11 protein-coding genes and 1 other RNA gene are annotated in these 13,153 nt (G+C 52.0%); 1 reads left to right on the plus strand and 11 read right to left on the minus strand.

The window, feature by feature from the left end; genetic code table 11:
- Nucleotides 1–51 precede the first annotated feature (51 nt).
- The 7 genes from BN871_RS11690 to BN871_RS11720 all read right to left on the minus strand — a co-directional run bounded on the left by BN871_RS11690 (nucleotide 52) and on the right by BN871_RS11720 (nucleotide 9,694).
- A complete protein-coding gene (locus BN871_RS11690) occupies nucleotides 52–960 on the minus strand; it encodes an SDR family oxidoreductase (protein ID WP_021878119.1) in 909 nt (302 codons plus the stop codon).
- A gap of 303 nt (nucleotides 961–1,263) precedes the next feature.
- Complete coding sequence (locus tag BN871_RS11695; protein ID WP_021878120.1) at nucleotides 1,264–2,838, minus strand: multicopper oxidase family protein; 1,575 nt, start codon at nucleotides 2,836–2,838, stop codon at nucleotides 1,264–1,266.
- Nucleotides 2,839–3,044: 206 nt separating this feature from the next.
- Nucleotides 3,045–3,932, minus strand: coding sequence for a carbohydrate ABC transporter permease (locus BN871_RS11700; RefSeq protein WP_021878121.1), 888 nt, complete (start codon nucleotides 3,930–3,932; stop codon nucleotides 3,045–3,047).
- Between the two features lie 17 nt (nucleotides 3,933–3,949).
- Nucleotides 3,950–4,840 carry a sugar ABC transporter permease gene (locus tag BN871_RS11705; RefSeq protein WP_048746137.1) on the minus strand — a complete coding sequence of 297 codons (891 nt, stop codon included), beginning with the start codon at nucleotides 4,838–4,840 and terminating at the stop codon, nucleotides 3,950–3,952.
- A 204-nt stretch (nucleotides 4,841–5,044) separates the two neighbouring features.
- A complete protein-coding gene (locus BN871_RS11710; protein WP_232312983.1) occupies nucleotides 5,045–6,568 on the minus strand; it encodes an extracellular solute-binding protein in 1,524 nt (507 codons plus the stop codon).
- 319 nt (nucleotides 6,569–6,887) lie between these two features.
- Nucleotides 6,888–7,967 carry a response regulator gene (locus BN871_RS11715; protein WP_021878125.1) on the minus strand — a complete coding sequence of 360 codons (1,080 nt, stop codon included), beginning with the start codon at nucleotides 7,965–7,967 and terminating at the stop codon, nucleotides 6,888–6,890.
- Nucleotides 7,964–9,694 carry a sensor histidine kinase gene (locus BN871_RS11720; protein WP_232312989.1) on the minus strand — a complete coding sequence of 577 codons (1,731 nt, stop codon included), beginning with the start codon at nucleotides 9,692–9,694 and terminating at the stop codon, nucleotides 7,964–7,966. The genes BN871_RS11715 and BN871_RS11720 overlap by 4 nt, the downstream gene beginning before the upstream one ends.
- On the opposite strand from BN871_RS11720, the gene BN871_RS28350 reads away from it, so the two are divergent.
- A complete protein-coding gene (locus BN871_RS28350) occupies nucleotides 9,675–9,905 on the plus strand; it encodes a hypothetical protein (protein ID WP_164763135.1) in 231 nt (76 codons plus the stop codon). The genes BN871_RS11720 and BN871_RS28350 overlap by 20 nt on opposite strands.
- A gap of 93 nt (nucleotides 9,906–9,998) precedes the next feature.
- Here the strand turns inward: BN871_RS28350 and BN871_RS11730 are convergent, their stop codons facing one another.
- The 4 genes from BN871_RS11730 to BN871_RS28355 form a co-directional block, all read right to left on the minus strand.
- Nucleotides 9,999–11,147: a YecA family protein gene (locus BN871_RS11730; RefSeq protein WP_021878127.1), complete on the minus strand. Its 1,149-nt coding sequence runs from the start codon at nucleotides 11,145–11,147 to the stop codon at nucleotides 9,999–10,001.
- A gap of 131 nt (nucleotides 11,148–11,278) precedes the next feature.
- Nucleotides 11,279–11,642, minus strand: a transfer-messenger RNA (tmRNA) gene (ssrA, locus tag BN871_RS26820).
- Between the two features lie 373 nt (nucleotides 11,643–12,015).
- Nucleotides 12,016–12,501, minus strand: coding sequence for an SsrA-binding protein SmpB (gene smpB, locus BN871_RS11735; RefSeq protein ID WP_021878128.1), 486 nt, complete (start codon nucleotides 12,499–12,501; stop codon nucleotides 12,016–12,018).
- A gap of 288 nt (nucleotides 12,502–12,789) precedes the next feature.
- Nucleotides 12,790–13,153 (minus strand): hypothetical protein (locus BN871_RS28355; RefSeq protein ID WP_048746129.1); only part of this gene is annotated, 364 nt, incomplete at its 5' end.

The raw sequence follows: 13,153 nt of genomic DNA on the forward strand, positions 1-13,153 counted from the left end.
AAGGCCTCGATCCACAACCTCAAACGGTTGTGGATCGAGGCCTGCCTGAAATCAGGAGTAGCGGATCAAACCTCCATTGACATGAATGACTTGACCGGTTACGTACATGGAATCGTCTGCTGCAAGGTATACGAATGCCGGTGCGATCTCGAAAGGCTGTGCCGCACGGCCAAGCGGAATGTCCGTGCCTAGAGCCGCCACATGCTCCTTGGAGTAGGTGCTGACATTAAGCGGCGTCCATGACGGACCCGGAGCGACCGCATTGACACGGATCCCTTTCTCTGCCAACGACAGCGCCATGCTGCGAGTAAAGCTTACAATTGCGCCTTTGGTTGCAGAGTAATCAATGACATCCTTGTCTCCTTCGTAGGCGACCCTTGAAGTCGTATTGATGATGGCGCTGCCTTTATCCAAATAAGGAAGAGCCGCTTTAGTCAAATAAAACAAGGGAAATATATTCGTTCGAAAAGTATTTTCGAGTTGTTCATTGGAAATGTCCATGATACTGCTCGTAAAAGGTTGAACGGCAGCATTATTGATCAAGAGATCCAGTCTATTATAATGGCGGAGCGTTTCGGCTATTATATCCGGCGAGCTGGCTGGATCGCGAAGATCTCTGGCTAGAAGCAGACAGCGAATGCCGAATTGCTCCACATACTTTTTGGTTTCTTCCGCATCAATATGTTCATTTAAATAGACAATAGCGAGGTCTGCTCCTTCTTTCGCATAAGCGGCCGCAATGGCGCGGCCGAATCCGCTGTCGCCTCCCGTAATGATCGCAACCTTCCCTTTCAGCTTGCAGCTCCCTACATAGCCCGGGTAATCAAAAATAGGACGAGGCACCATGAGATACTCCAAACCAGGGACTTGATCCTGATGCTGCGGAGGAAATGCTATAGGCTCCTGAACTACCTTGGTCCGATAGCCAAGGAGAGGGTATGCGGGATAGGAGAATGGCATGGCTCACCACCTCCTTCCAACACCAAACGGACCTCCAAAACCTCCGTTCCCGGCCCGGAACCTCCGTGCTCAAAACCTTCAAAGCCTCCGTGAAAGTCCATAGTGCCGCCCTCCGTTTATGAGGATGTAGACATAAGACCCTGTATTGTATGGGCTTTTGTCCCAACAAATTCGCAGTTGGCTGTAAAATAGGCTTTTCGGAATGGGCCTCAGAATCGGGCTCGCAGAAGAACACCTTGCAGGCTCAATTGCCCAATCGCTCATCAAGCTGCCAATGTCATGCCGGCAGCCTGTGTCATGGTCCTATCGATTCCCATTGATCATTTTCATCAGGATATGTTTAAGCCTCTTTTGTTTCTTCAGGATTAGAAAAGGCCGCATCATCTCGTCATCTTCATGTTCGAGCATGTGACAATGCCATACAAAAAGTCCGGCGAAAGGATCGAAACTCGCAATAAAAGAAGTAACGGTACCAGCGGGAGCACGAATCGTATCTTTGAATCCTCTTTCGTTAGGTTCAGGAGGAAGCGCATGTCCTGTAAATTCAAGGTTTCCTGTTGCTTTGAAATGAGCAACGTCAAAAGGCTGGCGCTCCAGAATTTGCATGTCAACGATATGCAGATGAATGGGATGGTCATCATCGGACAGATTGATCAACCGCCATATCTCAATCGATCCTAAGTCCATTTTCTCGGATATAGGATCATTCCATCTTTTACTGTCAAGCAAATTCAGGGATCTTCCATATGCATCCTCGACTCTAACGAGCGTAAGATCTCTTGTCCTTTTTGCCGTCTCACTGGAAAGGAATTCGATTTTCCTTAAATGATCAGGAAGAGAGCTGGCATCTTTGGCTTTTAGCGGAGTGTTTACTCTAAACTGCATCACATCGGTTGTTTCGGGGGAGGCACCCTTGAAGACATTTTTAAGAATGATCGTCTTGCCGAAGGATCGGGAAAAATCAACGATCACATCCGCACGTTCGGTCGTCAGTAAGAGGATCTCATTCATTTTTACGGGTTTCTCCAGCAAGCCGCGATCTGTTCCGATTTGATAAAATGGCTGTCCGGAGTCCAGTTTGAATGAAATGGCTCGACTATTGCAGAAATTCAACATCCGAAATCGGTATTTTCGCGGTTCCACTTCAAGATAGGGGGATACTTTGCCGTTTACCAAAATGTAATCGGCGTCAAAAGGCGTAACAATTGAAGGATAGGGAAGACGATCGTTGTTTTTATCGGGAGTATCGGGGTAATAGAGCGATCCGTCCGGGTTGAACGAGCGATCCTGAATCATAAGAGGGATTTCATATTTTCCCGCCGGTAGATTCAAGGATTGTTCATGCTCGTCGCGAATGATAAAAAAACCTCCAAGTCCCGCATAATTGTTCAATCTCGTAATGCCCATCGCGTGGTCATGATAAAATAATGTCGTGGCTTCAAGGTTGGGATATTCGTATACTTTTCTTTGGAACTTAGGTCCTGTTTGTTCAAAATTTCTCGTAAACCAGGCATCAGGGTACCCATCGCTATGGTCATGCTGTTTTCCGCCATGCAGATGAACGACGGTCCTAACCTGAGGAAATGTTTTCTCTGCACCATGAATGGTCGTATCGATGGGGAGAAAATGCTTATGGGGCAGATCATTCATCCATTTGACAAATGCCGTTTCACCCTTCATCACGTCGAAAGTAGGACCCGGGTACATTCCGTTGTAGCCCCATAAGCGAGTAGGCGCTAGATCACGATGAAGCTTTTGGGTAAATTCCCTCATGGTCACTTCATAATACGAGCCTTTCTTTCCTCGTTTTATCGGGCGAATGGTTTTGGGAATAGGCAGTTTATCGACGAATTTTTGAAGGTTTACTTTTACCGCCATTTGAGTGGAGACCTCCTCACGATGAACACCTTATGAAGCGTATGAACGACAGATGTCCCCCTATGTCCAATAGCCGAATTTCCTTCGATCTGTATGTCTGCTCAGTCCGTCTACAGTTTCAACACAAAGATAGACCCCGACCTCTTGCGGTCGGGGTCTTCATGGTGGAGGGAAATGGTGGTTGGGCACAACCACCAAGTCCACCCTTACTCCTTCACAGCCCCCAGCATGATGCCGGATACGAAATACCTTTGCAGGAATGGATATACGATCAACATCGGCACCATGGCGATAAATACCTTGGCCGAATTCAGCGTCCGGTTGGACAGCTCCGACAGCTTCTTGTATTGTTCGGGGGTCAGATTGGTGCCGACCGGAATGTTGACGACAAGCTGCTGGATATAGGTCTGGAGCGGGTATTTGTCGGAAGTGTTCATCAGCACCAATCCGCTGAAGAATTCATTCCAGTGATACACGCTTAGGAACAGCGCCACTGCAGCCAGCACAGGGATGGAGCACGGGATATACACCCGGAACAAGATCGACCACGGACCGGCTCCGTCGACTACGGCCGCTTCATTCAGCTCCTTCGGCAGATTGCGGAAGAAGTTCATGATCAGGATTACGTCGAAGACCGGTACGCCTCCGCCCAGCACCAACGCCCAGATCGTATTGATCAAATGATAGTTTTGAATCGTGAGATACCATGGGATCAGCCCCCCGTTGAACAGCATGCAGAAGACCAGAATCCACATGAATGTATTGCGCATTTTAAAATCTTTCTTGGGCCGGGCCAGCGGGTAGGCCATCAGTACGGTCATCAGCAAGGAAAACGACGTACCGAGCACGGTGCGCTGGATGGAGATCCAGAACGCGTTGAAGAACAATCTGTCGTTGATGATCTCCTTATACGGCGTCAAGGAGAATCCGATGGGATAAATCGTAACCAGGCCTGCATTGGCTGCGGACTTGTCGGAGATCGATACACAGAAGGTATACCACAGCGGGTATAAACAGCTGATGAGCAGGAGGCCGAGAATGGCGATATTGGCAATGTCGAACGTCCGTGAGCCTAATGTTGTATTTCGGACCAATGCGGCGCCCTCCTCCTTCAGAATACCGTATAGTCGGCATAGCGATATGCCAGCCGATAGGAGATGAAAATCAGCACAAAGCTGATGACCGACTTGAACAATCCGGCCGCCGTCGCCAGCGAATACTGAAGATTTTGCAAGCCCAGCCGGTACACCCATGTATCCAGAATATCTCCGGTTGAATACACAAGCGGGTTGTAAAGGTTGTACACCTGATCGAATCCGGCGTTCAGCACATTGCCAAGACTCAAGACGCCGAGCAGCACGACCGTGGTCGTCAGCGCCGGCAGCGTGACATGCCGGATCAGCTGCCAGCGGTTGGCGCCGTCGATGGCGGCGGCCTCATACAGGTTGAGATTGATGCCTGTCAACGCCGCAAGATAGATAATCGAGTTATAACCGAACTCCTTCCACACATCCGTGCCGATGAGCAGCTGCCGGAAGATGCCGGAATCCGCCATGAACAGCTTCGGATCGAAGCCGAACATCCCTGCGACCGTATTTACAACGCCATAATAGCCGAAGATCCCGATGACAATCGTGGACAGGATCACCCACGACAGAAAGTGCGGCAGATAAACGACGGTTTGGACCAGCTTTTTGTAGCGCATGCTGCGGATTTCGTTCAGCAGAATGGCAAAGATAAGCGGAATAAGCAGATTGAGGACGATTTTGCCGACGGCGATAATAAAGGTATTAGTGATAACCGTCTTGCTGTCGTTGAGCTGAAACATGTACTTGAAGTTGTCCAGTCCGACCCACTGGGATTTGAACAGCCCCGCACCCGGGTTATAATTCTGAAATGCCATCAGAATTCCGAACATAGGCACAATGCTGAACATCACAAGCCAGACCATACCCGGCAGCAGCATCAAATAATAGTGTTTCTGATGGCCTAATTTTCTCATCATGGCTGACCTCCCGTCTCCCTAACAGGATGCTTGCGGAAAGGAACGGAACCGCCGGCGCTTTCCGCAAGCCTCTGGATGATTACTGCGAGGCCACTGAAAAAGTTGTCGCTGCGTGCGAATCATTCTTCCGGTGACAAGGTCGACCACATTCGTATCTCCAGAACGATTCCGCGCCATTCGCTTGTTTTTCAGAAGCTTCGATCACTTCTTCAAGAGCCCTGCCACTTCCGCCGTGATCTCATCTCCGCCTTGAGCTTTCCAGTCCTTCACGAATTTGTCGAAGGAGTCGATAGGCGCTTGGCCGAGGATGATTTTCAGAACCGTCTCATCCTCCATCTTCTTGAGGTTGGCCCATTTCGTTTCCATGGTAGGGGTCTGGTTGTACGTGACACTGAAGACCTTCTTATCGATTGGAATCGTTGCGAACGGACGATCGCCGATCATAATGGAATACAAGCGCTGGAAGTCGCCGAAGTTGGACGTGTTGAAGTTGCTTACATTCAGCTCGTCATACGGAGGCTTGATGACGTTCTGCACCTTCTTTGCATCCGCATACATCAGTTTGTACAAGCTGTTCGGCTTGTTGTAATCCTCGGGCTTGGTCTCGCCCTTCAGCACTTTCAGAAGCTCGGCGTATTCATACTCCGTTTCATTGGCCGCAGCCAGCACGTTGCGGAGCGGATACCAGCCCACATTGACCGACAGGTCAAACGTCGCTTCATCGCGCACAAGGGCATTATTCATGATGAGAATGGCTTTGACGACATCCGGCTTGGCTTTTTTGCTGATAACGGTGTAGGTGCTGCCCGTCGTCTTCATATGCGCATTCCACTTGTTGTCGTCGGAATAGACGGGATAGGCCTGCCAATTCGCAGTCGGATCGTTCTTGAAGGAGTCCCCGTTGCCATAGCCGCCATTCCACCATGGACCGAAGAAAATTCCCGTCTGATTCGCATTGATCGGATCCCCTACGTTGTCGCGGGTGCCCACCTCGGGATCGATAAGCCCTTTTTTGTACCAGTCAGCCAGCAAAGCCAGCGTTTTTTTCGTATGATCCGTCGTCGTTCCGTAGGTGACCGATCCATCGCCATTGTCGAGCCAGTATCCCGGATACGCATCCATCGCCCCAAAAATCGGATCAAATCCTCCCATATTGTTGGAGGAAACGAGGAAGGTGGAATAAGGGTACGTATTTTTGGAAGGACCGGCAATGCCGATCGTTTTGTCTCCGCCAAGCTTGTTGTCCATGAAAGCTTTCGCCGTCTTTTCGATATCCGCCACCGTCTTCGGCACCGGCAGCTGCAGCTTGTCGAGCCAATCCTTGCGAATCCATAGGACGTGAACGCCGTCCGTATCGACCGTAATATTCGGAATCGAAACCATCCTGCCTTTATAGCTGGCATTTTCCATGGCGCGGCCTTCGGTGCTTGCCATGATGTCCTTCACCTGCGAGGATTGATACTGCTGGAACAGATCGGTAATATCATACAGAAGTCCCGAGCTGGCCGCCTTGGTCATGAAGGAGCGGTCGTCGACGACCATGCCGTCAGGCAGCTTGCCGGATGCGATCGTCAAACTGACCTTCTGCTTGAAATCGTTGCCGGTAGCCGCCGTCCAATCCACAATGACGTTGATGTTGTACTTGTCCTTGAGGTAACGCGTATACTGGTTGTTGCTGACGCTGTCGCCTTCCGGCAGCGTTTTGTCTGTCGGATCCACCATCATGCCGATGTGGACATCAACCGGCTTCGGAAATTTGGAGAAGGCCAGGTCATCTCCCGAAAGTGCCGGGCCGGCAGAGTTCGTCCCTGGATCTGAAGACGCTTTCAAATTATCCGATGAATCATTGGAAGCACATGCTGTCACACTAAGGCCAAGCATTACGACCGAAAGCAGCTTTGCCATATTCCTTTTCATTCTCGTCCCTCCCATCGTTCCTTGCCTTCTCATTGTACATTCGAAGCGGGGAAAAAAAGTCGGACGGATGTGCCGTGTTTTGCGGCGGATACAGGGCTGAGGCAGGCATTTGTGCGATTGATTGCTGTCATTCCTCCCCCTTATGGAACTGAGCCCGGAATTCGGAGGGCAAGAGGCGGGTCTGCTCATAGAAGAGCTGGGAGAAATACTTGGAGTCGTTGTAGCCTACGGCATGAGCGACCCAAGCAATCGACCGATTGGTCTCGCACAGCAAGCGCTCGGCGGCTCTTATCCGCTCTTGCCGTAAGTAATCGTTGAACGTAGACCCTGTCAGCTTCTTGAAGCATTGGCTGAAATAGCTTCGGCTCATGTGCACATGATCGGCGACGTCTTCGGCATGCAGAGGACTCGAAGCCCGCTCGCGAATGAACAATACCGCCTTAAGAATGCTGATGGTCGTATTGGCAAGATCGGTGGAAGCCGCAACCTGCGCATGGACGCGTTTTCTGAAATCGCGCAGCCATTCAATCGCCGACCGGACATCATTTGCATCCGACCGGAGCTCGGCATTCAAGGCCAAAACAGCTTCCAGCTGCGACAGCACGCGCATCCACAGCCCTTCCAGACGGCGAAAGGAAACCTTGGCTTCTGCGGTCTGCTTGCATAGGCGCTGGAAGACCGATTCATTATAGAGCCAGTAGAGAGAGCGCCATTCCTGCTCCAGTGCGCACCACTCTTCCTCCTCCTGCGAGCAGCTGTTTTGCTCGGGGGCAGGGGCAGGCGAAGGCGTGGACAACGCAGGAGGCTTGGTTGAGCGCTGCTCCATTCCTCCTGTCATTTGCTGCCGGATTCGCTTCAATATCTGCTCGTCGTCCTCCGATTCCAGACGCACCTTGGATATATAATCGAGCACACCCATGCGGTAGGCGGTCTGCACATTCTCGAACTCTTCATGAAAAGATAAAATGACGGAGCGCAGCCCCGGAAATCTCTGTCTTGTTACTTGAAGCAGCTCCATTCCCGACATGACCGGCATCGAGAGATCTACGAACATGAGATCCACCTCATGCCTTTCCATAAACTCCAGCGCCTTTGCGCCGTTCGCCGCTTCTCCAACGACAATCATGTCGTGATTGGACCAGGGCATGATCGAGATCAAGCCTTTGCGGGCAAGCTTGTCATCGTCGACAATCAGTACACGGATCAACTCGCACTCTCCTTTCTAGGATGGAGAACAGGAAGCTCCAATGTGACGGTCGTGCCTTGATTCGGAGTGCTTTCTATCCCCATGCGGGCCTTATAGCCATAAAATGATTCCAGCATGGATCGGACGTAACGAAGCCCGATCCCCCAGCCTGTCTGCTGCTGATCCGGCGTGTCGCGCTGCAGCAGGGCCAGCGTCTCGCGACTCAGCCCTTTGCCGTCGTCGCGGATAACGATACGCACCATCTGCGACGTTTCGTCCGGCACTATGCTGATTTCCAGCTTGCCGTTGTCGTCAAGGCCGTGACAGACGGCATTTTCCACGATGGGCTGCAGAATGAACCTCGCCACCGAGCTGTCAAGGTATGTCCCTTCCGCAATAGCCAGCTTCACCTCGAAATCATGGCGCATCTGCTGCAGCTCCAGATAGGTCCGCATGACGTCTATCTCGGACCGGAAGGTAGCCCTCTCCTCTGATTTGCCCAAATTATAGCTCAGTAAAAAAATGAGCGAGGAGACAAACTTCTCGATCTCCGCCTGCTTATGCATAACCGCCAGCCAGCGTACCGAGTTAAGCGTATTCATCAGAAAATGCGGATTGATCTGATAGGCGAGCTTCTCGATCTCCAGCTGATGACGGCGCTTTTCCTTCTGCTCGACATCCAGGATCAGCTGCTGAATCTGCCGTTTCATGACATTGAACTGATCGAATATTCGGTCAAATTCATCAATGCCCGTATGATAGCGGCTTGTGCCCATGTAACCTTTGCCGAACGTCCTCATCTCCTTCTCAATCATCAGAAACGGCCTGTTGATGAGCCGCCGCAACAACAGGGTGAGCATGAACATCATGAGGAGGGCGACGGCGAGTATCCAATACATATGGTTTTTCCACGTATAGAGCTCATGGTTGTAGCTGGAGACGGGAAGCAGCAGCGTGATGTCATAGCCGTATTCGCCTTTCATTCGGTTCCATACATACCCGTCCGTCATCCCGGATTGGCCGCTCAGCCGTAGACGTTGGCCGACCGCATAAGCCGTTGAATTGCTGCTATAGGTCACCGCGTCCTTCGAATCGGTGAAAACAAGCGTATAAGGGATATTCAAGCTTTCTGCCAGCGAATTCATATCGGTGATGAGATCCGATTTGGCTTCCACATAAACGACCAGCTGCGTTCCGTCTGAAAATCGAATCTCCCGTGTCACCGACACAACCTGATCATCGCTGAACCGGCATAGAGATTTATGCGGAGACTGGTATTTCAGCTCCCCCATGCCGGCAACATCAGGCAAGGATTGGCGAGTGAAGCCGCTGCGCAGCGGCAAATTCGAATAAGAAGCATTCCCGGTTGCAGGATTATAGTACATCACCAGCTCCATAGCCGGATTCGAAAAAGTGATCAATCCAATATTGTAGGAAATATCGCGAGAGAGAAGACGCTGGCTGTAAATATCCGTGGCGGAGATATACGTCTCCATCAGGTTGCCGACCGTGCCTTCCGGCGTCATCTGCTGCGAAACCTGAAGCAGGCTGCTGTACATCTGATTCACCTTCGATGTTTGCTGGTGCAGATCAAAAGCCATCGAGGTCTTGATTTTATCGCGCTGCATCGTGTAGATGGCATTATAGGAAACAGACGCCATCAAGACGGCGCATCCCACAAGGCCGACGGTCAGAAACACCATGATTCGTTTGCGGAGAGAGGAGAACATGAACCGGCTGCGCAGCATGCGCAAGAAGCTTCTCCTCCTACTTGCAGGCTTCATTCAACAATCACCGCATCTCCAGCTCCTCCCGGCAAGCATGGATCAATATTCGCTGTTCGGCATGATCATCCTTCCTGGGTGGAGAGGAAAGTTGCTTTGCACAAAACATTTACAAATCGAGGAAAACAAAAATCCACAACCTCGAACGGTTGTGGATGTTCAGTATGGTGTCTAGGCGTGCTTGTGCAAAACGGCCATTTGTCGGACTATGATGCTCGGGTTGTTTCCCTCGATTGTTCAAATGTCTTCAATAGAGGGACTCCTATTTCTACAGGCAGCACTTTTTATGTTTTTTCCCGCTGCCGCATGGACAAGGTTCGTTTCGGCCGATTTTCGAGGAGGCCGATGGGAATTGGACCACGTTGCCGGCATTCCCGCTCCGGCTCGGCTTCGGGTTAAGCTCAGCAGGAGTAAAGCCGCGATTGGACCACATTCTCGTCGTATTGCGCACATCAACAAGGAGCGGCATCATATCGGTCAGCTGCTTCCTGCTCAAGCGGATCCTGCGCCTCTCAAATTCTTCCATGATGACGTCAAGCGGCTCTTCCATCGAGCATGCGAGCTGGATATCATCTGCGATCGCGTCAGCCATCCGCTCTTCTTGCCCCAACTGCCCCATGATGTAGCTCTTCAATGCTTCCAGCTGAGGCGTCTTCTCAAAGTAATTCATATCCGCGTATCGCAGCAGCTCTTCCTTCGGAGGAAGGTAGTAAGGCTTGTCAGCTACACTCTCCAAAAACGCTTCGTAATCGTCCAGGGTTTCTCCCTCCAAGCCATCGCTGTATAGAAACCCTCGCTGAATATCCCAGGACAGCATTTTATCAGAGACGGACGATTGAATCCCATTGAATTGCTCCTCCGTCAAGCCGCCTCCGTTTTGATCATTGATTATCTCGATTACTTTCGAAACGGGACAGATGCCATACAGATTAACCGCAGCTTCAATATACCGGAGCACTAGCTGGGTTCTGCTGCGTTCTTCACGGAATGATTTTTGGTCAAGCGTCTTATATGCAGCCTTGACTTCCTCCGGCATGACAAAGAACAGCTTATCCCCCTCCATGAAGCTGAACACCAAGCCTTTATCCATCAAAAACAAGTAAGCATCCACAAATACTGCATCGTCCTGAACATAAGGAGCTTGGAGAAGCCGGCTTGCCAGCTCCCATTCCTGCGTCTCCGCTGTAAGGAGAGCCGAACGTACCTGGACCACATTCGTAATCCGCTCGTATAGCGCGTCCGCAAGCTCCTGCTTCTTCAGCTTGGAGCGTCCTGCCAGCGCGCAGTTTGCAGCAATGAAGTTCAAACGATCTTTGTTCAGCCGTGCAAGAATCTCCTTCAGACCAGTCACGACCGAACCTTTAATCGCATGGTTGATGTTCAGCTGCTGCATCTCTTTTTTCAAGTTCAAGTCCATTTCATAACTCCTTTACCTGCCAACCCATATGAATGAGACGAAAACGTTTCGGACTAGGCCGGGAGCCTGTTGGGTCCCGATTACAAGTCAGCGAAAGCAAAAATCCACAACCTCGCGGTTGTGGATTTTCAGTATGGAGGCGAGGGGATTTGAACCCCTGTCCGAAGGCAACGGCACACAGGCATCTACGGGTGTAGTCACGGATTTGATGTCACCCAGGCCGACGCCCCGTAACCGGCTGCGATCTGGGTCAGCCTGATTGTCTTCTTCAGCACACCCCAGGCGGAGATGTGACAGCGTAGCCTACTAAGGGTGAGCCCCTACATCCGGCACATAGGCGATGCTGGAGAGGAGCTTAGCATGCAGTTTCTTAGGCTGCTGCTAAAGAAGTACGTTGGTTGCCATTTAATAGGCTTTAGCGTTGATAAAGCGGACGCGTCCCCACTACCCGCAACCCATGCTCGAACTACCCCCGTCGAATCCATAAACGCCCCCGAACAGATCCGTCCAGCCTTATCCCGCACCTAAGCTGCAGGGTAAGCGCGGCGGTCCGAAGCGCAAGGACTGTGACGAGACAAGCGGCACAGCATTGCAAAAGAATCAAAGACCAACGTAACGATTGCTATGGACTTAGTATAACACAGATGACGCCGCAATTGCGAAGGAAGTGCTGGAAACAACGCTGCTATCTGGTGAATGAGCCAACCCAGGATCCATCCGGTCAGGAGAAGCCCGCTTCCCAGCCAATCAGCCCAATCAGACGATGGGCATGCGGAGTCTCATCGCCCCTTGCCTCGGCTTCCCTCATGAGCAGTCCAGCCTAAAGGCAATCCGGCGAAAAGGCGCATCACCTGACAAAATCGGCTGTTTATCTAGCCACCTTCTGCTTCTCTCGCAGAGCCCGCTGGATATCGCGCTGGGCATCCCGCTTTGCGGCCGTATCCCGCTTGTCGTATTGCTTTTTGCCTTTGCCGAGCCCAATCAGAATCTTGGCATAACCGTTCCGCACATAGATCTTCAGCGGCACGATGGAGTAGCCCTCCTGCTTGGACTGGCCGTACAGCTTCGCGATCTGCGACTTGTGCAGCAGCAGCTTGCGGGCACGCGTAGGATCGGTCGGATTGTGGCGGTTGCCCTGCTCGAACGGACTGATATGCATGTTGTTCAGGAACATCTCGCCATTGCGGATTGTTGCGAACGCATCGTTGAGATTGGCGCGTCCGGTCCGCAAGGATTTGATTTCCGTACCCATGAGCACCATGCCGGCTTCGTAGGTTTCCTCGATGAAATAATCATGGGACGCCTTCTTGTTCTGAGCCAGCGGCTTCTGGGACTGGTCCTTCTTCGGAGCCATGGTGCTTCGCTCCCTTCTGTCGTCGGAATGGGGGGACTGACTTAAGTCCTATCGGCACTTATTGTAGCAAATGAAATCAGGTCTCAGCAATTGCAGTGCTGCTTACAAGCAGGACGGCTTTCCTCCGCCATAAAGCGAAACCTTGGCGTTCGGGAGGACTCAGGCCGCCAATAGCGGCAACCGATCTTCTTCGAGATGAAAAACCGGGGATTGCCGCATCGGCAATCCCCGTGTTCATACCCGCCTTGGCGGGGTATCGAATCCTTCACCTGCGCCATAAGCGACAGCTTATGCTTCCGGCGTGCTGCCGCCCTGGTTCGCGCCGGCATCGCCGCCGCTCACAGGAGGAGCTCCCGCGCCGCCTTTGTTCTTCTTGCGGCGGGAACGGCTGCGCTTGGACGGGCCGCCCTCGGCAGCGGCCGGAGCCGCCGCGGAGTCGCCTTCATTGCGGTCGAAGTCCGCGAAGATCTCTTGGATATCGACATCCGTCACCTGACGAATGGAAGGCGCCGTGCTGCCGCCCTTGCGCTTCTTGCGGCGCTGGCGATTGCCTGCGGACGTGCTGTCCTGCGGCGCTGTCGCCGTCTCCTGAGGGGCGGCGGAGATGCTAGGTCCGCGAGCGCCCTTAGGAGGACGTGAGCCGCCGCGAGGG

Source organism: Paenibacillus sp. P22 (assembly GCF_000469945.2).
GTDB lineage: Bacteria > Bacillota > Bacilli > Paenibacillales > Paenibacillaceae > Paenibacillus_O > Paenibacillus_O humicus.